General features: G+C 64.0%; 19 protein-coding genes. 17 read left to right on the forward strand and 2 right to left on the reverse strand.

From position 1 onward, the window contains the following. Positions 1–126 precede the first annotated feature (126 nt). From ACVWYQ_RS11200 to neuB, 6 genes are all read left to right on the forward strand, one after another. Positions 127–2,631, forward strand: coding sequence for a hypothetical protein (locus ACVWYQ_RS11200; RefSeq protein WP_404539545.1), 2,505 nt, complete (start codon positions 127–129; stop codon positions 2,629–2,631). An 84-nt stretch (positions 2,632–2,715) separates the two neighbouring features. Further along, positions 2,716–3,918, forward strand: coding sequence for an HAD-IIIA family hydrolase (locus tag ACVWYQ_RS11205; protein WP_404539543.1), 1,203 nt, complete (start codon positions 2,716–2,718; stop codon positions 3,916–3,918). A gap of 133 nt (positions 3,919–4,051) precedes the next feature. Beyond that, positions 4,052–5,071 (forward strand): NAD-dependent 4,6-dehydratase LegB, encoded by a 1,020-nt coding sequence (locus ACVWYQ_RS11210; RefSeq protein WP_404539540.1) that lies wholly within the window; start codon positions 4,052–4,054, stop codon positions 5,069–5,071. Then, positions 5,064–6,290 carry a LegC family aminotransferase gene (locus ACVWYQ_RS11215; RefSeq protein WP_271537313.1) on the forward strand — a complete coding sequence of 409 codons (1,227 nt, stop codon included), beginning with the start codon at positions 5,064–5,066 and terminating at the stop codon, positions 6,288–6,290. The genes ACVWYQ_RS11210 and ACVWYQ_RS11215 overlap by 8 nt, the downstream gene beginning before the upstream one ends. Beyond that, positions 6,283–7,461 (forward strand): UDP-N-acetylglucosamine 2-epimerase, encoded by a 1,179-nt coding sequence (neuC, locus tag ACVWYQ_RS11220; RefSeq protein WP_404539537.1) that lies wholly within the window; start codon positions 6,283–6,285, stop codon positions 7,459–7,461. The genes ACVWYQ_RS11215 and neuC overlap by 8 nt, the downstream gene beginning before the upstream one ends. Beyond that, positions 7,458–8,528, forward strand: coding sequence for an N-acetylneuraminate synthase (neuB, locus tag ACVWYQ_RS11225; protein WP_157285559.1), 1,071 nt, complete (start codon positions 7,458–7,460; stop codon positions 8,526–8,528). The genes neuC and neuB overlap by 4 nt, the downstream gene beginning before the upstream one ends. Here the strand turns inward: neuB and ACVWYQ_RS11230 are convergent. Continuing rightward, the gene (locus ACVWYQ_RS11230) at positions 8,525–9,136 is read right to left on the reverse strand and encodes an acetyltransferase (protein WP_404539532.1); all 612 of its coding nucleotides are present in this window, start codon (positions 9,134–9,136) and stop codon (positions 8,525–8,527) included. The genes neuB and ACVWYQ_RS11230 overlap by 4 nt on opposite strands. 198 nt (positions 9,137–9,334) lie before the next feature. Here ACVWYQ_RS11230 and ACVWYQ_RS11235 point away from each other — a divergent pair, with 198 nt between their 5' ends. The 11 genes from ACVWYQ_RS11235 (at position 9,335) to ACVWYQ_RS11285 (ending at position 20,877) form a co-directional block, all read left to right on the forward strand. Then, positions 9,335–10,384 carry a nucleotidyltransferase family protein gene (locus ACVWYQ_RS11235; RefSeq protein ID WP_404539529.1) on the forward strand — a complete coding sequence of 350 codons (1,050 nt, stop codon included), beginning with the start codon at positions 9,335–9,337 and terminating at the stop codon, positions 10,382–10,384. Continuing rightward, entirely contained in the window at positions 10,381–11,289 is a 909-nt protein-coding gene (locus tag ACVWYQ_RS11240; RefSeq protein WP_271537304.1) for a Gfo/Idh/MocA family protein, read from the forward strand. The genes ACVWYQ_RS11235 and ACVWYQ_RS11240 overlap by 4 nt, the downstream gene beginning before the upstream one ends. Further along, complete coding sequence (locus ACVWYQ_RS11245) at positions 11,286–11,987, forward strand: acylneuraminate cytidylyltransferase family protein (RefSeq protein WP_404539526.1); 702 nt, start codon at positions 11,286–11,288, stop codon at positions 11,985–11,987. The genes ACVWYQ_RS11240 and ACVWYQ_RS11245 overlap by 4 nt, the downstream gene beginning before the upstream one ends. Positions 11,988–12,000: 13 nt before the next feature. Continuing rightward, positions 12,001–12,822, forward strand: coding sequence for an SDR family oxidoreductase (locus ACVWYQ_RS11250; RefSeq protein WP_271537301.1), 822 nt, complete (start codon positions 12,001–12,003; stop codon positions 12,820–12,822). A gap of 10 nt (positions 12,823–12,832) precedes the next feature. Next, positions 12,833–14,359: an MATE family efflux transporter gene (locus tag ACVWYQ_RS11255; RefSeq protein WP_404539523.1), complete on the forward strand. Its 1,527-nt coding sequence runs from the start codon at positions 12,833–12,835 to the stop codon at positions 14,357–14,359. Then, positions 14,356–15,246 (forward strand): SAM-dependent methyltransferase, encoded by an 891-nt coding sequence (locus tag ACVWYQ_RS11260; RefSeq protein WP_404650986.1) that lies wholly within the window; start codon positions 14,356–14,358, stop codon positions 15,244–15,246. Before ACVWYQ_RS11255 ends, ACVWYQ_RS11260 begins: the two co-directional genes overlap by 4 nt. Next, on the forward strand, positions 15,243–16,175 hold the full coding sequence (locus ACVWYQ_RS11265) for a hypothetical protein (protein WP_157285565.1): 933 nt from the start codon (positions 15,243–15,245) through the stop codon (positions 16,173–16,175). Before ACVWYQ_RS11260 ends, ACVWYQ_RS11265 begins: the two co-directional genes overlap by 4 nt. 25 nt (positions 16,176–16,200) lie before the next feature. Then, positions 16,201–17,589, forward strand: a complete 1,389-nt coding sequence (locus ACVWYQ_RS11270; RefSeq protein WP_271537294.1) for a surface carbohydrate biosynthesis protein — start codon at positions 16,201–16,203, stop codon at positions 17,587–17,589. Positions 17,590–17,593: 4 nt separating this feature from the next. Beyond that, positions 17,594–18,997: a capsular polysaccharide export protein, LipB/KpsS family gene (locus tag ACVWYQ_RS11275; RefSeq protein ID WP_271537292.1), complete on the forward strand. Its 1,404-nt coding sequence runs from the start codon at positions 17,594–17,596 to the stop codon at positions 18,995–18,997. A gap of 11 nt (positions 18,998–19,008) precedes the next feature. Continuing rightward, positions 19,009–19,758, forward strand: coding sequence for a glycosyltransferase family 2 protein (locus tag ACVWYQ_RS11280; protein ID WP_271537290.1), 750 nt, complete (start codon positions 19,009–19,011; stop codon positions 19,756–19,758). A 156-nt stretch (positions 19,759–19,914) separates the two neighbouring features. Next, a complete protein-coding gene (locus tag ACVWYQ_RS11285) occupies positions 19,915–20,877 on the forward strand; it encodes a UDP-glucuronic acid decarboxylase family protein (protein ID WP_271537288.1) in 963 nt (320 codons plus the stop codon). 119 nt (positions 20,878–20,996) lie between these two features. Here the strand turns inward: ACVWYQ_RS11285 and ACVWYQ_RS11290 are convergent, their stop codons facing one another. Next, a complete protein-coding gene (locus tag ACVWYQ_RS11290; protein ID WP_404539517.1) occupies positions 20,997–23,948 on the reverse strand; it encodes a M10 family metallopeptidase C-terminal domain-containing protein in 2,952 nt (983 codons plus the stop codon). Positions 23,949–24,145 lie beyond the last annotated feature (197 nt).

Here is a 24,145-nt window from a genome sequence, read left to right on the forward strand (position 1 = left end):
TTTTCGCCGGAACACCCGTTCACGCTCTGCTTCCTGATCATTGGCAGCGAGGCCAAGCTACCGAAAGGAGATTGAAGATCTTCAATTCTCGGCTGCTACGACGGCCCCCATCCTAGAGATCTCGCGATGTGGACGACCACCTTTGTCCTAACCTTGCTGTACTTCCTGATCCAGCTCGGCACCGGGTTTTCGATCTTGGCCATTGCGCCTGCGAGCCTGGTATCGGCATGCCGGCTCACGAAGGCTCAGTTCGTTGTCCTTGGATTTAGCGTCGGCGCCTCTGCCACGGGCATCCTGCTCGGCGCCCTATCGCTATTCGTGACCGACATCTGGCTTCAGTTCGCGACATTGGTCGTCGTATCCTGCTTCGGACTTGCCTGGTCATTGCCTAGCTGGTGCCCGAGCCCCAATGAGGCGCGCGCGGCTGCCACTTGGTGCATTCTGTCGCTACCAATCGCGCTGCTGACATGGTGGTGGTCGTTCGGCGCATTTTCCAGCTTTCCCTTTGCGGACATCGGCGCTGATGTTCACTGGATGAAGACTGCACAAGAGTACGCCGATGGCGGTATCATCAATCCGTATGCGGCCCAGTCCTATGTCGATCTTCGTTCGGGAGTAGCAGGCGCGCTCGCGGGAACGCTGGGCCTCGAACTCCTTAGATTTACCTGGACCTATCGCTTCTTCTCGATCCTGTTTTTCCTATTGGCGTCCTACGCCTTCGTGCAGGGCGTCTATCCCACCTCGCCCCGGAAATGGATCGCTTTCTTCTTTGCCGCGACCAGCAATGCAGTCGCCCTGATGACGAACGGCAGCCTGGCGGTCGTCAGCAGCGTCGTATTTCTCGGCGTGCTGATCAGCAATGCGCCGCGCGAGGCAAACGCTATCTCGGCCCGATCTGTTCTGCTGCTGACTATTGCCGCGGGCGCGACTCTGCTGCTCGCGTTCGTCTTGAACAACAACACGCTCGTGCTTGCTCTGCTCATAGCCGGGCTGTTCCTGCTCAGGATTTTCGGCGGCGCCGGAAGATATGGCGCGGTTTTCCTTCTTGGTTGCATCTGGCCGGCGACGCTGGTGCTTGCACATCGCGGCTCCTACCTGTTCGTTCCGATCGCTGTGGCCAGCTGGCTCATGTATCTCGCGATGGCGCGAATGAATTCCGCCTGGCCATCGCCCAGCCTCGCGGTGCTGCGGATTCTGTCCTTCGTGTTGCCCCCGATCATTCTCGGAATTGTCGTCAGCGTGGTGGGAATGCGCTTCGGCTACATCCCTTCAATGAGCGCCAACGACACATTTTCCTCGATTACGGAATTGATGCTGGGCAGAAGGATAGAAGGCGGTGAAGAGCTCTTCCTGGGCTCCGGACCGCTGGTCGCCACGATCGAGCTCGGCCGGACGATCGGTCCGGTCTTGTCCATCTGTACTACGCTGGGCATTGGGTGTTGGTGGATGACCCGACCCGCCCTCCGTAATACCTCCGGGGCGATCGGAGCTCGTGGCGACCGCTTCGTGACACTCGTTTGGTCATGGGTCGTAGGCTGTGGTCTGAGCCTTGCCGTGCTTTCGGGCTTCCCGTTCCTGTATCGCACCAGCGCGATCATACTGTCGCTGTTCACGATCACGGCTACCGAGCTCTTTAGTCAGTTATTCGTCGATTCTGATCGCTCCCCGCGTTATCGGAGAGCCCTGACGGCCGCCGCCGTCGCGCTGCTCGGGACGGCTCTCGTGATTCTGGTTTACGCATTTGCATGGCGAGCCGAGCTGCCCGTTGCCCGCTATCAGGCAGTCCTGCGACCGGTGGAATTGGCCGGCGTCGCGCTGCTCGTCGCGCTCGCGCTATTGACCCTGATTCAGTCGCGACGGGTCTCCATCTTCGCTCTGGCGGGGATCGTGGGCTTGGGAATGGCCATCGATAAGATCGGTCTGTCCGGCATCAACAGGAGTTACAGTTACGGCACCCTTCCCGACCGCACTGCGATCGTCTCACACTACAACGCCGACGAGCTCGAATTGGCCCATTGGCTCCGCCAGAATTTACGAAAAGGAATCATCCTCTCGGACCCGTATACGATGGGCATCGTGCGGGCGACCACCGGCGCGCCGGTCGTCTATCTGTTCTCCAATCTGGACACTGTGAACGAAATGACCGCAACGCGGGCGAAATCGGTCGTGCGCACGATTCTGCAGCCGGCCGAGGGCGATCAGCGGCTTGCAAGTACTTGCAGCCTGATCGCCCCTCTGATGGCATCCATCAGCACAGAAGTCTTGTTCCAAATGCGGAGGGCCGATGCTCTGAGCGGAATCATGCGGTCGGTCCGCAGTGCGCGGGCACCGGGCCAGGCCCCACCGCCTGCCGACGTTGCCGCCGCATTAATCCCTGAAATTCCGCCTGAGGAGGCCAAGGCTGCGATTAAGAACATCCTGGGGACGGGCGAAAACGCCTGGGAGCTCGTCGCGATCATCACACCCCGCACGATCGAGTGGACCCATCTCGCAGCCAACCAGCGTCTCGGTTATTTTCCTCCCGCAGAGCCGATAGAGCCGACGATCATTGATGCCCTTCGCGCAGGCCCGTTTCCGGTCCTGTTCGCCAACAGGCAGACCGTCGTCGTTCGCATTCCTTGTTCGCGCTGATATGAAGACAAGACGGGAATTGCCCGCCGCATTGCGGCAGATTGGCGTCGTGCTGCATCATTCATGCTGTCGAAGGGACAAATCATGCTGAGACAGGCTGTCGTCCTCGTCGGAGGGCTGGGCACGCGGCTTGGCGCGCGCACCAAGGCGGTGCCGAAACCGATGCTCGAGATCGGGGGCAGGCCGTTTCTCGACACTCTGATCGATGAACTCGTCCGCTATGACGTCTTCGACGAAATCCTCCTGCTAGCCGGCCACAAGGCCGACATCGTCGAGAGCCACTACGCCGGCGCTGTGCGGGGCCGGGCAAAGATCCTGGTGGCGCGCGAGACCGAGCCGCTCGGTACCGGCGGCGCGCTCGTGAACGCGCGCGATCTGCTGCACGACCGCTTCCTGCTGCTCAACGGCGACTCGCTGTTCGACTTCAACCTGCTTGATCTGATCGCGCGTGCGCGGAACGGCCGGATTCACATGGCATTGCGCGACGGCGTCGTCGGGGACCGCTACGGGCGCGTCGCGCTCGATGGCGACGTGGTGCGCGATTTCATCGCCCCGGGTGCGGGCGCCACCGGTCCGGTCAATGCCGGAATCTACGTCGTCGACAAGTCCGTTCTCGCCGATATCGCGAAGCTTCCTGCCTCTCTCGAACAGGACGCGTTTCCCGGCCTTGCCTCGCGCGGCGAGCTGCGCGGCACCGCCTATCGCGGCTATTTCATTGACATCGGCATCCCCGACGATTTCGCGCGCGCCGATCGCGAGCTGCGCGAGAAGCTGCGGCGTCCCGCCGTGTTCTTCGACCGCGACGGCGTGCTCAACCATGATTCCGGCTACACATTCGAGACGCACAAGCTCGAATGGATCGACGGGGCACGCGAGGCCGTGAAGGCCGTCAACGACGCCGGCTATTTCGCTTTCGTCATCACCAATCAATCCGGCGTCGCGCGCGGCTATTACGAGGAGCATCACGTCGACACCCTGCACCGCTGGATGGCGGACCAGATGGCACTCGTCGGCGCGCATATCGACGCGTTCGAATATTGCCCCGACCATCCCGAGGGAACCGTGGCCCGCTATTGCCGTGTCAGCGACCGCCGCAAGCCGGGCGCGGGCATGATCACCGACCTGGCGCAGCGTTTTCCCATCGACATGGCGCGCAGCATGGTGATCGGCGACAAGCCAAGCGACCTCGAGGCCGCGCAGGCGGCCGGCCTTCCCGGCCATTTGTTCCAGGGCGGCAATCTCGAGGCCTTCGTAAGAGCGCGTCTGAAGGCAGCCGGCAAGACTTAGATGGCGCATCAAAACCGCTGCATCCCCGGGCATTTGGCAGCTTTCGTACCGCTGCTCTGTTGCGCGCGACCGCCAGTATGCTATAGCGCCATCTTGTTGCGAAGACTGGCTTAATCGCCTTTTGGGGTCCGGCATGGCAGATCTGAGGGACGCCCGCGTCCTCGTTACCGGCAGCGACGGCTTCATCGGTTCGCATGTCGTCGAGGAGCTGGTGAAAGCCGGGGCCCGCGTCAAGGCGATCGTCTACTACAACTCCTTCAACTCCTGGGGCTGGCTGGACACCGTTCCCGCCGACATCATGAAGTCCGTGGAGGTGGTCGCCGGCGACATCCGTGATCCGCATTTCATGATCGCAGCCGCCAGCGGCTGCACCGACGTGCTGCACCTGGCGGCGCTGATCGCGATTCCCTTCTCCTATGTCGCGCCCGATTCCTATGTCGAGACCAATGTGCGCGGCACCGTGAACCTGCTCCAGGCCGCGCGCATGGCCGGCGTGCGGCGCTTCGTGCAGACCTCGACCAGCGAGGTCTATGGCACGGCACAGACCGTTCCGATCAAGGAGAGCCATCCGCTGGTCGGCCAGTCGCCCTACTCGGCCTCGAAGATTGCCTCCGATCAGATGGCGCTATCGTTCCACGCCTCGTTCGACATGCCGGTCGTCGTGATCAGGCCGTTCAACACCTATGGACCGCGGCAATCGGCACGTGCGGTGATCCCCACGATCATCAGCCAGATCGCGACCGGCAAGCGCAGGATTCGTCTCGGCGCCGTCAGCCCGACCCGTGACTTCTCCTTCGTCACCGACACCGCGCGCGGCCTGATCGCAGGACTCACCGCTCCGGCCGAGCAGACCGTCGGCCAGACCATCAATCTCGGCAGCGGCTTCGAGATCTCGGTCGGCGCCACCGCGCAGATGATCGCCGACGTGATGGGGACCACGATCGAGATCGAGACCGACGAGGCGCGCCTGCGCCCGGCGAACAGCGAGGTCGAGCGCCTCTGGGCCGACAATTCCAAGGCGCGCCAGCAGCTCGGCTGGGCCCCGGAATTCGGCGGGATCGAAGGCATGCGCCAGGGCATCGAGAAGACGGTGAACTGGTTCACCAATCCCGTCAATCTCGGCCGCTACAAGGCGGACGTCTACAATGTCTGAGGCAATTGTGGGAACGGCCGCGACCAGATCCGACATTTCTACGCGCACCTTCGATCCGAAGGCCGTGGTCGATGCCGTCCGGCGCGCCGCAGGCACGCCCAACGGCATCCTCGGCCTGCACGAGCCGGTGTTTGCCGGCAACGAGGTCGCCTATCTCGAAGAATGCATCAAGAGCACTTTCGTCTCCTCGGTCGGCCCGTTCGTCGACCGATTCGAGCGGATGCTGGAAGAGGTGACGGGCGCCAGGCGCGCGGTCGCCGTCGTCAACGGCACGGCGGCACTGCACGCCTGCTTCCGCCTCGCCGGCGTCGAGCCCGGCGACGAGGTCATTTCGCCGGCACTGACCTTCATCGCGACCACGAACGCGATCGCCTATTGCGGGGCGGTGCCGCATTTCGTCGACAGCTCCTTCGCCACGCTCGGCATGGACCCGCGCGCCATCGCCGCGCGGCTCGAGAGAATTGCCGAGCGAACGCCAAAGGGCGCGGTCAATCGCGAGACCGGACGCCGCATCGCCGCGATCTCGCCGATGCACACGTTCGGGCATCCCGTCGAGCTCGACGAGATCGCCGCGATCGCCCGCGACTGGGGCATCGCACTGGTGGAGGACGCCGCGGAATCCTTGGGCTCGACCTACAAGGGTCACGCCGTCGGATCGCAGGCGCGGCTCGCGGCGCTGAGTTTCAACGGCAACAAGATCGTCACCACAGGCGGCGGCGGCGCCATCCTCACCAACGACGAGGAGCTGGGACGCCGCGCCAAGCATCTCACCACCACCGCGAAGCTGCCGCACAAATGGGCCTTCGTGCACGACGAGATCGGCTTCAACTACCGCCTGCCCAACCTGAACGCCGCGCTCGGCTGCGCCCAGCTCGAGCAACTCGACGGATTCCTGGCAAGCAAGCGCCGGCTGGCGGCAGCCTATGAGCGCGTCTTTGCGGACGTTCCCGGCGTGAGCTTCTCGCGCGAGCCCGAGGGCACCACGAGCAATTACTGGCTGAACGCGATCCTGCTCGACGAGGCCCATGCCGGACGGCGGGACGACCTGCTGACGGCGCTGAACGAAGCCGGCTTCGGCGCGCGGCCGGCCTGGACCCTGATGCACCGCCTGCCGATGTTCTCGGACAGCCCGCGCGGCGATCTCTCCACCGCCGAGTCGATCGAACGCCGGCTGATCAACCTGCCGAGCAGCGCCAGCATCAGAGCCCGCGATGAATAGCGGCGCGCGAAAGATCTGCTTCGTCACCGGCAGCCGGGCCGATTTCGGGCTGCTGGTCTGGCCGATGCGCGCGATCCGCGAGACGTCAGGCTTGAAGCTCCAGCTCATCGCCACCGGTATGCATCTCGCGCCCGAGTTCGGCTACACCTTCAACGACATCCGCGACGAGGGCTTCGAGGTCGACGAGCGCGTCGAGACGCTGCTTGCCAGCGACACCGGCGCGGGCGTTGCAAAATCGGTCGGGCTCGGCGTGATCGGCTTTGCCGACGCGTTCACGCGGCTGCGACCGGATCTCGTCGTCGTGCTCGGCGACCGCTTCGAGATGTTCGCGGCCGCCCAGGCCGCGATGTTCATGCGGCTGCCGATGGCGCATCTGTTCGGCGGCGACGTCACCGAAGGCGCCGTCGACGAATCCGTCCGCCACGCCATCAGCAAGATGTCGCATCTGCATTTCACCAGCAATCAGGACTCGACGCGGCGCTTGATGCAGCTTGGCGAGCACCCAACCCGTGTTCACACCATCGGCTCGGTCGGCATCGACGCCATCAAGCATCTCGTTCTGATGAACCGCGACGACATCGGCAACGCGATCGGGATGCCGCTCGGCGAACGCAATGCGCTCGTGACGTTCCATCCGGTGACGGTCGAGGCCGGACGCTCGGTGGCCGAGCTGGACGAGCTGTTCGCGGCGCTGTCGAGGCTCGATCCCGGCTTTCGCCTCATCTTCACGCTCGCCAATGCCGATGCCGAAGGGCGCGCGCTGAACGACCGGACCAAGGCCTTCGCGGCCGGCCGGCCGAACACGATCGCGGTCGCCTCGCTCGGGCAGCTCCGCTATCTCAGCCTGATGAGCCAGGTGGACGTCGTGATCGGCAATTCGTCGAGCGGCATCCTCGAAGCGCCGTCATTCGGTGTTCCGACGGTGGATATCGGCGACCGTCAGAAGGGGCGCGAGCGCGCCGACTCGGTATTTCACGCCACGCCCGAGCGCGGCGCGATCGCCGCGGCGATCTCGCAAGCGCTTCAGCGGGGCCGCAAGGACACCGTCAATCCCTATGGCGACGGCGATTCCAGCCGGCGCTTTGCCGACATCATCGCGGCCATCCCGGATTTCGGCCAGCTCCTGAAGAAGGGCTTCTACGAAGCTCCCGCAAACGGAGCGCGGCCATGACGAGACACACGCTGATCATCGCGGAGGCCGGCGTCAATCACGACGGCAGCCTGGACAAGGCACTGGCCCTCGTCGATGCTGCGGCCGATGCTGGTGCCGACATCGTCAAGTTCCAGACCTTCAGCGCGAAGGCGCTGGCGGGCGGAGCGGCGAAGAAGGCCGACTATCAGCAGCGGACGACGGACGCCGCCGAGAGCCAGCTCGCCATGCTGGAACGTCTCGAGCTGCCCCAGGCGGCGCATCACACGCTGATCGCGCGCGCCGAGGAGCGCGGCATCGCGTTTCTGTCGACACCGTTCGACGACGCTTCGCTGGCCTTTCTGCTGTCGCTCAAACTGCCGCGCATCAAGATCGGTTCGGGCGATCTCACCAATGCCCCGCTGCTGCACGCTGCAGCGAGGGCCGGTGCGACGCTGATCCTCTCGACCGGCATGGCGACGCTCAGCGAAATCGAGGAAGCCCTCGGCGTATTGGCGCACGGCTACGCGCAGCGCAACGATGCTGCGGGCCTCGCATCTTTCCGCGCGGCGTGGCGCGATCCGGCAGCGCGCGCCACGCTGGCGCGGCACGTCAGCCTGCTCCATTGCACGACCGAATATCCCTGCCCCATCGCCGATGTGAACCTCGCTGCGATGGCGACGATGCGGTCGGCGTTCCAGCTTCCAGTCGGCTATTCCGATCACACTGACGGTTTCGAGGTTTCGGTCGCCGCGGTCGCGCTCGGGGCGGCGGTCATCGAGAAGCACCTGACGCTGGATCGCAGCGCGCCGGGTCCCGACCACGCGGCCTCGCTCGAACCTGATGATTTCAAGCGGATGGTCGGCGCTATCCGCAATGTCGAGGCCGCGCTCGGCGACGGCGTTAAGGCGCCGAGGGAGTCCGAGGTCGGGAATGTGCCGGTGGCGCGCAAGAGCATCGTGGCGGCACGCGCACTGAAGGCCGGCGAGATCATTGGTCCGGCCGACATCACCGCCAAGCGGCCGGGCACGGGGCGGTCGCCGATCGAGTACTGGTCCCTGATCGGAACCGCGGCACCGCGGGCGCTCGAGCCGGATGATCCGGTCTAGCGGCGAGGCTTGGCAGGAACCCCGCGCAGCACCGAGCCGGGCGGCCATGAGCCCGTGACGACAGAGCCCATCGCGACCAGCGTATCATTGCCAATGGAAATGTGATCGCGAACGCGGCTGCCGAGCCCGACGAAGCAATTGTCGCCGATCTCCGCGCCGCCGCCGACCACCGTTCCCGGAGACAGATGGGTGTAGTGCCCGACCCGCACGTCGTGCTCGACGACCGCGCCCGAATTGATGATGCAGTGATGGCCGATCATGCTTCGCGCATTGACGATCGCGCCCGGCATGACGACGCTGCCCGGACCGATCGTGGCCGACGGCGAGACGAACGCGCGGGGATGGATGACCGACGCCCAGCGATTCAGCTGCAGCCGGCCGATCATCTGCCGGCGCGCGGGCCCCGCCTGCATCGTTCCGACCCCGACCACGAAGGCGGCATCGGGATAGTTCGGCGCAACATCATCGGTTCCGAGATAGCGCGCATCGCCCAACGTTCCCGGCTGGCGGTCGAGGAAACCGATGACGTTGAACTGGCCCGACAGAAGCGCTGCCTCGTAGACCATGAAGGCATGTTCGCCGCCGCCGATGATGATCAGATCGTCCATCGCGATTCCCCTGAGCTGCACCGATCTTAGCGGGCGGGCCCGGACGCTTCAAACCGACCGATTGCGCCCGAAAACGCGTGAATTAACAAGGACAAGCCCGGGTCCCCTGACGGGGTTGACGCCGCCTCTCGCAGCCGCGATATAGCAGGCTCAGCCGTGGGCTGCCCACAAATCCGGCGTGTACGAGGCAGAATTGCCATGAAATCCTGGCGCAAGGCCATCGTCGGTACCCAGGCCAGTGTGGGCGAGGCCATTGCCGCGATCGAGAGCGGAAGCATCCAGATTGCGCTGGTGCTGGACGACCAGAACCGGCTGCTCGGCGTGGTCACCGACGGCGACGTCAGACGCGGACTGCTGCGCGGCATCGCCCTCACGGGGCTTGCAACCGATATCATGAACCGGACGCCAGTGTCGGCCCCTGCGACCTTGTCCCGTGAGGATCGCCTGCATTTGATGCGGCAGAGGTCGATCAAGCAGCTCCCGCTCGTCGACGAGGGCGGCCATCTCGTCGTGGTCGAGACGCTCGATGAACTGCTCGAGCCGCGCCAATATCAGAATCCGGTGCTGATCATGGCCGGCGGCCTTGGCGAGCGCCTGGGCGCGCTGACGCGCGACGTGCCGAAGCCGATGCTCAATGTCGGCGGCCGCCCACTGCTCGAGACGATCGTCCGCAACGTCGTGCAGCAGGGCTTTGGCAACATCTTCATCTCGGTGAACTACAAGGCCCAGACGATCAAGGATTACTTTGCAGATGGCGCCGCCTTTGGCGCCAACATCCAGTACGTGCACGAGACCGAGCGCCTCGGCACCGCCGGTGCGCTCGGGCTGTTTGCAACACCGCCGGATCTGCCGATGATCGTCACCAACGGCGACATCCTCACCACGATCAACTACGGAGCGCTTCTCGACTTCCACAACGGAGCGCCGGCAGAAGCGACGATGGCTGTCCGCGAGCACAAGGTGCACGTCCCCTATGGGGTGGTGTCCACCACGGACGGATTTCTCCAGACCATTCGCGAGAAGCCGACCGAGAGCTGGTTCGTCAGTGCCGGCATCTATGTAATCGGCAGGTCGGTCTTCCGCCACGTCACGCCGGGCGTCAGCATCGACATGCCGACCGTGCTCGAGCGCGTGATTGCCGACAAGGGACGCGTCGCGGTCTATCCGATTCGCGAGTACTGGCTCGATATCGGCCGGCTGGAGGATTTCGAGCAGGCGCATGCGGAGTTTCACGAGGTCTTCCCGTGACCTCGACAACAGCCGTCGTGGTTGGCCTCGGCTCGATCGGCACAAGGCATGCGCGCGTCCTGCGCGAACTCGGCCTTCGGGTCGCAACGGTCAGCCGGCGCGAAGGTGGCGACTACGGTTCGATCGCGCAGGCCGTTGCGGCGGCGCATCCGGACTACGTCGTGATTGCCACCGAGACGGCGCGCCATGCGGACAATCTGCAAGAGCTGGCGCAAACCGGCTTCCATGGCAAAGTCCTCGTCGAAAAGCCGCTTTTCGCAACGCCGGCACCGCCCCCGAAATATCCGTTTGCCCATGTCAGCGTCGGATACAATCTGCGCTTTCACCCAGTGATGACGGCGCTGGCGGACACGCTGCGCGGACGCGACGTGATCACGGTCGGCGCCTATGTCGGCCAGGACATCAGGGACTGGCGACCGGACCGCGATCACCGCACAACCGCCTCCGCCACGGCTGATGCCGGAGGCGGCGTGCTGCGGGATCTCAGCCACGAGCTGGACTATCTGCTCTGGCTGTTCGGGCCATGGCATCGCGTCGCAGCACTTGGCGGCGCCTCCGGCACGCGCGACATCGACGTCGAGGACCACCTCGACCTGCTGCTCGATATGCAGCGGGCGCCGTCCGTCCACGTCCATATGGACTATCTCGATCGTCAGGGCGTCCGTCGCATTCGCGTCAATGTCGATGACGACACCATCGAGGCCGATCTCGTCGGCGGGCGCCTCGCCGTCAACGGCAAGGCAAGGGAGATCCCCAGCGAGCGCGACCAGACCTATCGCGACATGCATGTGGCGGCGATGCGTGGCGCCAGTCCGGCCTGTTCGCTGCCGGAGGCCCTCGGCGTCATGCATCTGATCGACGCCAGCGAGCGCGCGCTGCGCAGCAAGACCTGGGTTTCGCCATGAGCCTTGTCTGTACCATCTGCGCGCGAGGCGGCTCGAAAGGTGTCGTCGGCAAGAACGCGCGCGATCTCCTGGGTAGGCCCGTGCTCGCGTGGAGCATCGAGCAGGCGCGCGAGACCCGCCTGTTCGACGCGATCGCCTTCAGCAGCGATTCGGACGCCTTGCTCGATGCGGCGGTGAAGGCCGGCGCCGATATCGCGGTCAAGCGCCCCGACGAGATGGCGACCGACACCGCGCCGAAGCTGCCGGCGATCCGGCACTGCCTCGAGCAGGCCATAGCGCAAATGGGTCGGACGCCGGAAATTTTCGTCGATCTCGACGTCACGTCCCCGCTCAGGCTGGCCTCGGACATCACCGGTGCAGTGGCGTTGCTGCGCGAGAGCGGCGCGCGCAATGTCATCACCGGTGCGCCGGCGCGGCGCTCGCCGTATTTCAACCTCGTCGAGCAGCGCACCGACGGCAGCGTCGGCCTCTCGAAATCCGCGAATCCGCCGATCACCCGACGGCAGGACGCCCCGCGCTGCTTCGACATGAACGCGTCGATCTATGTCTGGCGGGTCGCACCGTTCCTGGAGCACCCCGCGGTGTTCTATCCGGATACGCGCCTGTTCGAGATGCCGGAAGAGCGTTCGATCGACATCGATTCGGATCTCGATTTTGCAGTGGTGGAACTGTTGCTCCGCCAGCGGCCGCCGGCCTGAGGAGGCGCAAGCGATGACCACGAGCTTCAAGGCTCTGTTCGATCTGACTGGGCGGACGGCCGTCGTCACCGGCGGCTGCGGCATTCTCGGACGTCGATTTGCCGAGGGGCTTGCCGAGTTCGGCGCCAATGTCGCGATCGTGGATCTCGATCAGGCTGCGACCGACGCCGCGGCGGCCGACGTCGCCTCACGCCATGCCGTCCGGGCCAAGGGCTATGGTTGCGACATCACCAATCCCGATGCGGTGCGCAAGACGGCCGATGCAATCGAATCCGACCTCGGAGTGGTCTCGATCCTGCTCAACAACGCCGCCAGCAAGACCCGCGATGTGGACGCCTTCTTCGCCCCGGTCGAGACGTTCTCGCAGGATACCTGGCGCGAGATCATGTCGGTCAATCTCGACGGTATGTTCACCGTCGCGCAGGTGTTCGGCGGCCGGATGGCCGAGCGCGGCTATGGTGCGATCGTGCAGACCGCCTCGATCTACGGCCTGATGGCACCCGACCAGCGCATCTACGACGGCTCCGAATATCTCGGCCGCGCCATCAACACGCCGGCGGTCTATACGGCGTCTAAGGCCGGGGTCATCGGCCTGACCAAGCACCTCGCGACCTACTGGGGGGCGAAGGGCGTTCGGGTCAATACGCTCACCCCGGGCGGGGTGGAGAGCGGACAGAACGAGACGTTCAAGACGCGCTACGGTGCTCGCGTCCCGCTTGGCCGCATGGCGCGGGCGGATGAGATGGTGGGGACCATGCTGTTCCTGGTGTCCGACGCGGCCTCCTACGTGACCGGGCAGAACATCGCCGTCGATGGCGGATTGAGCGCTTGGTAACGAAACACCAATGATCAAGCGCCTGATCCAGAACACGGTGATTTCGGCGTTTGCCTTCGGCGTGGCCGCCTTGCTGGGCCTCGCAGTCATTCCGCTGATCATCGGAACCTGGGGGGTGACCGAGTTCGGTCTCATCGTCATTTCGCGGCTTCTGCTTCCCAGCGGCATGATGGCGGTGCTTGACCTCGGTCTGTCCGAGGTCGCAACCCAGGTCGTCGCGCGCGCGCGCGAGCACCGCAACTGGACCCAGGCCAGCCGCCAGATCGCCTTCCTGGGCGCGGCCTCCATCGCTCTTGCCTTGATCCTCAGCGCCGCGATCTGGCTCGCGACGCCACTGTTCGTCATCGCGATGAAGGTTGACGCCGCGCACCTCGAGACGTTCGCCCGGATCATGCACTACACTGCCCTCGCAAATCTGATCTTCGTTCCGGCGCTGGTGTGGGAAGGCATTGTCAAAGGCTTCGAGCGCTACAACCTGCTCCGCGCCGCCGAGGTCACGTCGACGGCGGCCTATGTCGGCCTGACATTCGCAGCATCGTGGGCGGCGGCAGGCTTCGAGGTGGTCGCCTACATCTATCTCGCCACCCTGGTCGCCCGCGCCGTCGTCATCGGAATTGCCGCCTTCGTCGCCCTGCGGCACAAGCACGTGCGATTGCTGCCCTGGACCCGGGACATCCGAAAGGACATTCTGCATCGTTGCCTGCTGCTGCTGCAAGGCAAGCTGATGGGCGGCATTTCCGGACCGCTTCAACCGTTCCTGATCGGATTGCTGTTCGGCCCCAGGGCCGTCGGCACCTACGACGCGCTGGTACGATTGTCGCGGCTCTCCAAGGTTGTGGTCAGTCTCCTGACTTCCGCTCTGCTTCCGGTTGCCAGTCGGCTCGACGAGCGCGGCAGCGCCGCGTCGTTCCAGCGCCTCGGTGACCTCGGCCTCGTCATGATGCCGATGTTCGTCGTGCCGCCGCTCGCCAGCACCGCTATCCTTTCGCCTCAAATCATGGAGATCTGGATCGGCCCGCTTCTTACGCCTTACGCGTTCTGGATGGGCCTGAGCTTCCTGGTTCCGATCTGCGCGCAATATGTGGCAATCGGCAGCCTGATCTTCCTGACGCGGCCCGAGGTGCAGGCCAAGCTCAACCGGCTGGTGGCCGTTCAGCTTCTGATCTGGGCGGCGGTGTCCGCCGCGACACTGCATTTGTTCGCGGAACGCGCCCTGATACTTGGCCAGGTCATCGGCAGTATCGCCGTGCTTCCCTTGCAGTTGAGAGAGTTGCGCAGTGCACTCGAGCTCGATCGCAATCAGTTCGCGAAGATGATCAGAACCCAGTTCGCAATCCTTCTCCTGGCAAGCGTTTTTCTAGCAACAATTGCAGGTTACATTCGGTTCGACAGCGTGCTAAAGCTCGCGCTCGGTTCCATGGTTTTCTGTCTGGTGACCTGGGCGCTCCAGTACTTTCTGGTCCTCGAGCATCGGCACCGGACCGTATTTCCCGCAGTCGGGCAACTGATGGGACTGACATCCAAAGCAGCTAAATGAACATCCACGCGACAGATTCGAAGGCGGTCAACACAGGGTTCGCTCCGGCGTCGTTGTCGGACAAGGCCACGACTTATGCCATAGACGCGGCAAGGAGCATTGGCCGTCTTGCCTTGCGCCGCGTGAAGCGCACGGCAGACGTCGTCGATTCCGAGTACAATCTGACGCATTGGCTGCGAATGCTGACCGAGAAGAGCTGGACGAAAGCCGCCAGCATCGACGAGTTCCTGATACCAGAGAATCCCGCGCAGGGTCTTCGCAAGGTGGACAATCAGATCTGCAGGGTCGCGGCCGACGACTATTATCGCTACCGGGCCCGAGCCCTCGGCGACTTGCTCGCGCGGCACGCAGGTGGCGCCACGGAGATCGTCGAGCTCGGCGCCGGCTGCGGCATCAACCTGCTTTCGCTTCACCTCAATCATCCCGACTGGAAGCTGCACGGGTTCGACATTGCACCGAACGGAATCGCCGCAGGCCGCGAGATCGCGGCGCATTTTGGCCTGTCGGACCGGATTTCGCTCGACAGGATCGACCTGACCGACGGCAACGACCCGAGTTATCCCGCCATCAGTGGTCAGGTCGTCTTCACCTATTTCTGCATCGAGCAGATCCCTTATGACGTGCGCAAGGTGGTGGACAACATCATTGCTGCGAAGCCGAAGCGCGTCATCAACATCGAGCCGACGACGGAGCTGCTGAATCTCTCGAGCCCGCGAGATATCGTCAGCTTCCTCTATATCCGTTCGGTCGACTACCAGACGCAGCTGTTCTCGACGCTCGACGAGTATGAGCGACAGGGCCGCGTCCGCGTCCTGGCGCGAGAACGGATGCCGTTCGCGCCGACGATCCACAATGATGGTTTTTTGTATTGCTGGGAGCCCACATGACAACCATCAACACGACGGCCGATCAGTCTACCCCGAAGAGGGCCAAGATCAGCCAGTTCCGCCGCCTGTTGTGGCACGTCAACCGCACCGACCTCGGATGGGCGGTGAAGGCGGCTCTGACCGCCCTGCAACTGCCTGCGCGCAGCAAGCGCGTCGCACTGCTGAAGCAGCTTCCCACGAAGCCCGAGTGGTCCGAGGCGAGCCGCAAGCTCGCCGAGGATGGTTATGTCGACGTGTCCGCGCTCGTGGATCGCAGCCTCGCGGAAGCCGTTGCCTCGTTCGCGGACCGCAAGGTGAAGCGCCTCAACGAGCTCGTCGGCCAGCAGAAGGAACGGCACAAATCCTTTTGGGTTAGCCTGCTGGATGAAGATCTCGTCAACGGCTCCTTTGCCACCGACCATCCCTTCGTGCGCTACGCCCTGCAGCCTGCTGCACTGCGCATCATCGGTGACTTCATGCACGATCTGCCGCAATTGTCCGACGTGGTATTGACGTTGTCGCAACCGACCCCGAATCAGGCGCTGAGCTTCTCGCAATTGTGGCACCTCGATCACGACGACAAGCGCGTCTGCAAGCTCTTCATCTATCTGACCGACGTTCGGGAGAGCGCGGACGGACCGTTCACCTTCATTCCGGCCGGGCCATCGAAGGCGTTCCGCAACACGCTCAAGAGTCACATGAGCGACGCCCAGGTGTTCGCCAAGACCGGCCCCGATGCGGTCAAGGAAATGATCGCGCCGCGCCTGTCGTCCTTCATCGTCAACACAGCCCGCTGCCTGCACATGGGAAGCCGGATCCAGTCGGAACACAGCCGCCTGCTGTACACGGCGACATACATCCAGCAGCCGCGCATTTATCCCGAACCGCCGCCGCGCTTCCGCGCGGTCGGTGCCCTGACGGAGCTCGAGCGCACTGTGATGCGGCTCTGACGCGGATCTGCCGGGAGCTCACATCTTGCGCATAGGCCTCGTGGTCGATCACCCCAAGCGTGACCTGCCTGGGGCAGTCATGCTCGCTTATCAACTCGCGCGGCGCGGCGTCTCCGTCATGCTGGTGCCGATGTACGAGCAGGCCGTCGACGTGCCGCGGCTCGGGCTGGACGCACTGGTCGTCAACTACGCACGTGCCGTCAATCTCGACCTGATGCGCAGCTTCGCCAAGGCGGGCCTCGCGCTTTACGTGCTCGATACCGAGGGCGGCGTGCTCGCCGAGAAAGGCGGCAATTCGCCACCGGCGATGGCGGCCCACATCAAGGGCAGCGGCTACGCGGACATCCTGACGGGCTATTTCTTCTGGGGCAGCCGGCTGCACGACGCCTTTCTCGCCGCCGAAACGATGAAGCCGGAGCAGCTTCACCTTACCGGATGCCCGCGCTTCGACTTTGCAGCCCCACGCTGGCGCACGCTGCTCGACGGCGAGCCGCGCGGCTATCTGCTCGTCAACGCCAACTTTCCACTGGTCAATTCACGCTTCACCGGCAAGCCGGGCGGCGAGCGCGAAGCGATGGTGCGGGCCGGCTGGGACGGCACCTATGTCGATCGCTTCATCGCGGACCTGAAGCAGGTCTTCGCGAGCTATCTCGCCGAGATCGACCGGCTTGCCGCAGCGCGCCCCGACCGCAACATTCTCGTGCGACCGCACCCCTTCGAGAGTGAAGACGTCTACCGCAGCGCGCTCTCGCGCCACGCCAACGTCCTGATCGACGGCACCGGCAGCGTGCTCGACCGCATCCGCAATGCGGCCGCCGTCATTCATCTCAATTGCGGAACGGCCGTCGAATCGGTCCTGCTCGGCAAGCTCCCGCTCCAGCTCGAATACCTGAACACGCCGACGACCGCCGGCCATGCCGCGCTGCCCGCACGCGTGAGCCGGCCGGTCGCCTCGTTCGACGAGCTGCTCAGCGCCATCGACCATATCGAGCGCGAGACCGAGGCCTTCGATTTCGCCCGCGTTCACGCTGCCGATATCGAGGCCTTCTTTCACCTGAACGACGGGCAAGCCGCCGAACGCGTCGCCGACGTCCTGACGCGCGCGACGAACGCGCGCCGGCCCTACGTATCGCTGCTTGCCACCATGAAGGGCACGCGCGACAAGCCGAGCATCGGCCAGATCATCAAGGGCGCCGCCAGCGCGGCGCTCGGCTCGGCCGTCACCGAGCGGCTGCGCAGCCAGTTCAATCCCGCCCGTCGCGACAAGCGGATCGCACCGTCCCTCGTCCAGCCCCTGCTTCAGCGCATCGCCGCGCACGATCAGGCGAGCCCGTCGCAATATACGGCAAGGCGCGCACATTGCGCGATGACGGGCTTGCCGCTCGCGAGCATTGCGATCGAACACGCCCACTAGAGCCATGACAGCATCCGCAACGACCATTCTCATCACCACGCTTGCCGAATATCAGACGCGGTTCTGGATTCCGGTAGCGCAACGCTTGCGCGCGGCAGGCCATGACGTGGAGCTGCTTGCCTTCGACGATCGCAGCGCCGAGATGTCGGCGGCCGGGGGCGTGCCGGTCACGAACATGTATCGCGAAGGCCTCAAGGCCGCCCCCTCGCCCGACGATCGCGGCGCGTTCGATACGCGCGTCGCCGCCTACGGCCTCGACGGAACCAATTTCCTGTTCAGCCATGAACGCTTCACCTTCGGTATCCGCGATAGCGCCGCCTTGCGCCGCCGCTTCATGATCTACGCCAACGCGATGGAGACACTGCTCGACCGGCTGGAGCGGCAAGGCAAGCGCGCCGAGCTGGTGCAGGAGCTCGGCGGCTTTCTTTCGGTGATCGCGAGCTTCTACGCCGCAAGGCGCCGCAACATCCGCAACTGGTTCATCGAGCCGTCGTTCTTTCGCGGCCGCATGTACTTCACGCCCGACACGCTCGGCGCGCCCGACGTGATGCCGACGCCGGCGGACACGGTGTCGTCCGAGGTCCGCGCCTATCTCGACGACACGCTGACGCAGCGCGCGATCGTCATTCCCAAGAAGGACCAGCATCATTATTCGGCGGCCTTCAAGAAGGTCGTCAATTTGCGCAACGCCAATCGTCTCGTCGAAAAGCTCTGGGACCAGTTCGCGCTCGGCAAGCACCAGGAATTCGGGCACAATCTGCGTCACGCTCAGGTGCATGCCGCCATGGCGCTCAACGCGACGCGGCTGCGCAAGCTCTACCAGCCGCTTCCCCAAACGCCCTTCGTCTACTATCCGTTCCACGTTCCCGCCGACATGGCGCTGACGCTTCGCTCGCCGGACTATCTCGACCAGGTCGCGACCGTCGACTTCCTGCTGCGCACGATCCCGGATTCGCATGTGCTGGTAGTGAAGGAGCATCCTGCCCAGATCGGGGCAATCTCGGCCGCCCGCCTGTTCGAGCTCGCGCGCCGGTTCGACAATTTCGTGCTGTTGCCGCCGCAGACCAACAATTACACCGTGCTCGATCGCGCCGCTGCCGTCGTCTCCGTCAACAGCAAGTCGGGCGCCGAAGCGCTGCTGCTCGGCAAGCCGGTGGTGGTGATGGGCGACGCATTCTACCGCTCCTGTCCGCTGGTCTATGCGGTCGATCGTCTGGCCGACGTACCCGCACGGTTGCGCGAGGCGCTCGCCGCCGGGCCGTTCGATCCCGCCAAGGGCGCGCCCTATTTCGAGTCGGCCTGGCGGCGGTCTTATCCGGGCGAGCTCTATGTCAGCGACACTAAGCTGCTCGACACCTTTGCGGCCTCCTTGCGTGCCGCAATCGCCGCGCCTGACCGCGCGAACTGAACGGACCCGTCATGCCGCTCGTTTCGATCATCACTCCATCCTGGAACGTCGAAGGCCTGATCGAGGAGACGATCCGCTCGGTGCAGAGCCAGACGTTCACAGATTGGGAGCTCTTGATCGCCGACGACTGCTCGACGGACAAGACCCCGCAGATCATCGCCGACATCGGCGAGCGCGATCCGCGCGTCAAGCTGATCCGGCAGGCGAAGAACGGCGGGCCGGCGTTGGCGCGTCAGGCCGCGATCGACGCCGCGCAGGGCCGCTATCTCGCCTTCCTCGACAGCGACGATCTGTGGCTGCCCGAGAAGCTCGAGCGGCAGCTCGCCTTCGCAAAGGCAAAGCAGGCCGCGCTCAGCTACACCGCCTTTCGCCGCATCAACGACACCAACACGGTGACTGGCCGGCTGATCGAGGTGCCGGCCTCGCTCACCTATGGGCAGCTCCTGAAGAACACTGCGATCGCGACGCTGACCGCGATGGTCGACCGCGAGATCGCAGGTCCCGTCGCGATGAAGAACGAGGGCTACGACGATTTCTGCCTGTGGCTCTCGATCCTCAAGCGCGGCCATACCGCATACGGCCTCAACGAGGATCTGGCCCGCTACCGGGTCAGAGGCTCCTCGGTCTCCAGTCGCCCGCTGCGCTCGGCCAAATGGGTCTGGCAGATCTATCGCAATGTCGAGCAGCTCTCCTTGCCCCGGTCGGCCTGGTGCTTTGCCCATTGGGGGGCGCGGGCCTGGCTGAAGCGGCGGGAGTTCTAGACGTATGGCGGGGATCCAACTGAAAAAAGTGCCAAAACAACCCCATGCACAGTAGGGGTACTTTAACACCTCCATCCAAATCCATTTGGCTATTGGCGAGTCCGGCCGTTGCCGATACCACTCAGCCTGCTCCCCGCCGACAATCTGGAACCGATCATGCCGTTTGAAAACTACAGGAACAGCCGCATCCTCGTGACCGGGGGCGCCGGGTTCATCGGTTCGCACCTCTGCGAGCGGCTGCTGGATGCCGGCGCCGAGGTGGTGTCCGCGGACAATTATTTCACCGGCAGCCGACGCAACATCGCCCATCTGATCGCAAATCCGCTGTTCGAGGCGGTCCGGCACGACGTCACCTTCCCGCTCTACATCGAGGTCGACGCGATCTTCAACCTGGCCTGTCCGGCCTCACCAATCCACTACCAGCGCGATCCCGTGCAGACCACCAAGACCTCGGTGCACGGCGCCATCAATATGCTGGGGCTCGCCAAGCGGCTCAAGGCGCGCATCTTCCAGGCTTCGACCAGCGAGGTCTATGGCGATCCGCTGATCCACCCGCAGACCGAGGATTATTGGGGCAACGTCAACCCGATCGGCATCCGTTCCTGCTACGACGAGGGCAAGCGCTGCGCCGAAACGCTGTTCTTCGACTACTGGCGCCAGCACAGCCTGCCGATCAAGGTCGCGCGCATCTTCAACACCTACGGCCCGCGCATGCAGCCCAATGACGGTCGTGTGGTCTCGTCCTTCATCGTCCAGGCGCTGAAGGGCGAGCCGATCAGCGTGTTCGGCGACGGCGGCCAGACCCGCTCGTTCTGCTATGTCGATGATCTCGTCGAGGCCATCATGCGGTTGATGGTGACTGGGGAAGACGTCACCGGCCCAATCAATCTCGGCAACAATTCCGAGTTCACGATTCGCGAGCTCGCCGAAAAGGTCATCGAGCTCACCGGCTCGCGCTCCAAGCTCGAGTTCAAGCCGCTACCGCAGGACGACCCGCGTCAGCGCCAGCCCGACCTCACCAAGGCGAAGGCCGTGCTGAACTGGGAGCCGAAGGTTGCGCTCGAAGACGGGCTGAAGGAGACGATCGCTTACTTCAAGCACTCGCTCGAAATCGCCTGATCCCGCTCGCTAGCCATTCCCGTCACTGCGGATAGCTGCGATTTAGTCGCCAGGATGGGACATCGGCGAACCAAGACAGAGATGTTTGCCGGAGAAGCCTCGCGGAAACGACCTCGCCTTCAGGTCAGCTGGAAATCGAAATCGTGACGGGCCTGGAGAAAGTCGGCCGGAATGTCGATTGCGGCCGTGCCGTGACTGTCCGCCGGTGGAGTCCACTGATCCGACGCGGTCCACGGATCGGCTGGTGCCGGGATAAAGTCCGGCGGCTCGGATGGAGCAGTCAGCGACGCCCCGCTTTGGGTGAAATCGAACGCGAAACCATCGCCGGATGTCGGCGCAGCGCCCACCGTGCCGTCGCCGTTGAGATCCTGCTGGAGCGTCGGCTCCAACGCTTTCAGAGACGGATCGGACCCGAGCACTTCCGGAGCCGCGGCAAGGGTGGTCAGGAAGTTGCCCGTGCTGTCAGTGCTCCAGACCGAGTAGTGCCCGTTGGCCGAGTTCTTCCAGACCACGTCGTAGTCGCCACCGGACACCTGCTCGGCAGCAATGACGGACCACGTCGTGTAATTGGCCGTGTCCACCACATTGCCTTGGTATTTCAGCGTTGGGCCGGTGCCGGTCGAGATGTTATTCAGATAGTAATTGCCCCCGGACACCACCACGCTGGTCGATCCCAACGCCTCGATCGTGACGGGGCTGGCAATCGGCACTCCGATCGTGCCGTCGCCATTGAGATCCTGCTGCAGCGTCGGCTCCAGTGCTTTCAGGGTCGGATCGCTCCCCAGGACCTCGGGAGCCGCGGCCAGCGTCGTCACGAAATTGCCGCTGCTGTCGGTGCTCCAGACCGAGTAGTGCCCGTTGGCCGAGTTCTTCCAGACCACGTCGTAGCCGCCACCGGACACCTGCTCGGCAGCAATGACGGACCACGTCGTGTAATTGGCCGTGTCCACCACATTGCCTTGGTATTTCAGCGTTGGGCCGGTGCCGGTCGAGATGTTGTTCAGATAGTAATTGCCCCCGGACACCACCACGCTGGTCGATCCCAACGCCTCGATCGTGACGGGGCTGGCAATCGGCACTCCGATCGTGCCGTCGCCATTGAGATCCTGCTGCAGCGTCGGCTCCAGTGCTTTCAGGGTCGGATCGCTCCCCAGGACCTCGGGAGCCGCGGCCAGCGTCGTCACGAAATTGCCGCTGCTGTCGGTGCTCCAGACCGAGTAGTGCCCGTTGGCCGAGTTCTTCCAGACCACGTCGTAGCCGCCACCGGACACCTGCTCGGCAGCAATGACGGACCACGTCGTGTAATTGGCCGTGTCCACCACATTGCCTTGGTATTTCAGCGTTGGGCCGGTGCCGGTCGAGATGTTATTCAGATAGTAATTGCCCCCGGACACCACCACGCTGGTCGATCCCAACGCCTCGATCGTGACGGGGCTGGCAATCGGCACTCCGATCGTGCCGTCGCCATTGAGATCCTGCTGCAGCGTCGGCTCCAGTGCTTTCAGGGTCGGATCGCTCCCCAGGACCTCGGGAGCCGCGGCCAGCGTCGTCACGAAATTGCCGCTGCTGTCGGTGCTCCAGACCGAGTAGTGCCCGTTGGCCGAGTTCTTCCAGACCACGTCGTAGCCGCCACCGGACACCTGCTCGGCAGCAATGACGGACCACGTCGTGTAATTGGCCGTGTCCACCACATTGCCTTGGTATTTCAGCGTTGGGCCGGTGCCGGTCGAGATGTTGTTCAGATAATAGTTGCCGCCGGACCGGAACACGCTGGTCGACCCGAACGCCTCGATCGTTGTCGAAACGAGGCTGGAGCTGGCTACCGTGCCATCCCCAAACCGAAAATATTCGGTGCCGGTGACGGTATCGGTACCGTCAGGCGATCCGCTGCGCAGGTCGACGAGGGTGAAGGTCTGTGTCGCCGCGTTGTAGGAGATGGTGTAGTTGGCCCGGCTGCCCGAATACACTGCGGTGTCCGTGCCTGAGCCGCCGTTGATGGTATCGCTGCCCGCACCGCCGGTGATCGTGTCGTTGCCGCCGGCGCCGTTCAGCGTGTTGGCGATGGCGTTGCCGATGATCGTGTCGTTGCCGGACCCGCCGGTGGCGTTGTCGATGTAGGAGCGCGCGTCGCCGCTATAAAGATAGGCGTTGTAGACGTTGCCCGATGCATAGTGGCCGTTGCCGAGATAGGCCAACTGCACGGAGGAGAACACCGACGAGGCACCGGGATTGAGGTTGATGCTCAGGTTCGTCGTGTAGTTCGAGAGGTCGTAGGTATCGGTGCCGCCGCCGTCCCAGACGGTCTCGTAGATGCGGTTGGCCGAGCCGCCGACGCCTCCGCCCGGTGCGAGCTGGCCGACGCCATTGATGAACTGCTGCCCCGTGGTCGGATTCCAGGTGTAGACGGTGCTGCCGCTCTGCGTCGTGTAGTCCGCGCCGTACATCGTCTGGAGCGCGAGGATATCGTTGGCCATGTAGGTCTGCGAATATCCGTAGGCTTCGTTGGTGTAGCCGCCCGTGGTCGAAGCGCCGACATAGCTGCGATAGCTCATGACGGTGTATTCGCTGCTGTCATGCGCGCTCGGCACCGCAACGTTGCCGGGGCCGCCGGCCTCCTGGCTGTGCTTGAGGCCGATCGCGTGTCCGAGCTCGTGCAGCGCAGTGGTGAAGTAGTAATTGCCGAGCTTGGCCAGCGAGAAATTGTATTGAGTCCCGAACCAGATGTCGCCGCCGGGTGCATAATTGCCGGGATAGTAGGCGTAGGCGGTCGGATTGGCGGCCGACGACTGCGCGATCATGAGGTCGGCGCCGTTGGTGCCCGCATATTGGATGTTGGCGTTGGTGTAGCTCAGGATCAATCCGACGGCGTAGTTGATCGCCGCCTGGATCTGCGTGGGCACCGAGGCAAAGCCCGAGGTGGTTGGCTCGCCGCTGCCGCCGGAATAAGGATTCGAATAGTCGCTCGGCGCGTCAGGAAAGCTGTAGGTGATCGTGCCCGACCATTTGACGCCGGACAGCAGGCCGTCAATCTCGGCGTTGTTGGTGGCACTGACATAAACGGCGGTGGCCAATGGACTCTCCAAGCAACGCGTCGTGTGATTCGCCGCGGGGGCACATGATTCTAGCTAGAGAGTTAAACGTTTGGTTTAAATGGGGCAGCGGCGTTTGCGCTGCTCCCATAAGGCCGTGTTAGCCATTAAATCCCGTAGTCATACGGAACGGCAGCATAGAGTTTCGTTCCCGGAACTCCCGTGATTTGCAGGGTTTC

The sequence above is a fragment of the Bradyrhizobium sp. USDA 3397 genome (assembly GCF_054060965.1).

Coding starts and splice junctions, on each gene's coding strand:
- ACVWYQ_RS11245 (WP_404539526.1), top strand. CDS start 11,286: ATGAGCCTTGTCTGTACCATCTGCGCGCGAGGCGGCTCGAAAGGTGTC.
- ACVWYQ_RS11235 (WP_404539529.1), top strand. CDS start 9,335: ATGAAATCCTGGCGCAAGGCCATCGTCGGTACCCAGGCCAGTGTGGGC.
- ACVWYQ_RS11210 (WP_404539540.1), top strand. CDS start 4,052: ATGGCAGATCTGAGGGACGCCCGCGTCCTCGTTACCGGCAGCGACGGC.
- ACVWYQ_RS11215 (WP_271537313.1), top strand. CDS start 5,064: ATGTCTGAGGCAATTGTGGGAACGGCCGCGACCAGATCCGACATTTCT.
- ACVWYQ_RS11200 (WP_404539545.1), top strand. CDS start 127: ATGTGGACGACCACCTTTGTCCTAACCTTGCTGTACTTCCTGATCCAG.
- ACVWYQ_RS11250 (WP_271537301.1), top strand. CDS start 12,001: ATGACCACGAGCTTCAAGGCTCTGTTCGATCTGACTGGGCGGACGGCC.
- ACVWYQ_RS11255 (WP_404539523.1), top strand. CDS start 12,833: ATGATCAAGCGCCTGATCCAGAACACGGTGATTTCGGCGTTTGCCTTC.
- ACVWYQ_RS11205 (WP_404539543.1), top strand. CDS start 2,716: ATGCTGAGACAGGCTGTCGTCCTCGTCGGAGGGCTGGGCACGCGGCTT.
- neuC (WP_404539537.1), top strand. CDS start 6,283: ATGAATAGCGGCGCGCGAAAGATCTGCTTCGTCACCGGCAGCCGGGCC.
- ACVWYQ_RS11285 (WP_271537288.1), top strand. CDS start 19,915: ATGCCGTTTGAAAACTACAGGAACAGCCGCATCCTCGTGACCGGGGGC.
- ACVWYQ_RS11260 (WP_404650986.1), top strand. CDS start 14,356: ATGAACATCCACGCGACAGATTCGAAGGCGGTCAACACAGGGTTCGCT.
- ACVWYQ_RS11265 (WP_157285565.1), top strand. CDS start 15,243: ATGACAACCATCAACACGACGGCCGATCAGTCTACCCCGAAGAGGGCC.
- ACVWYQ_RS11275 (WP_271537292.1), top strand. CDS start 17,594: ATGACAGCATCCGCAACGACCATTCTCATCACCACGCTTGCCGAATAT.
- neuB (WP_157285559.1), top strand. CDS start 7,458: ATGACGAGACACACGCTGATCATCGCGGAGGCCGGCGTCAATCACGAC.
- ACVWYQ_RS11230 (WP_404539532.1), bottom strand. CDS start 9,136: ATGGACGATCTGATCATCATCGGCGGCGGCGAACATGCCTTCATGGTC.
- ACVWYQ_RS11280 (WP_271537290.1), top strand. CDS start 19,009: ATGCCGCTCGTTTCGATCATCACTCCATCCTGGAACGTCGAAGGCCTG.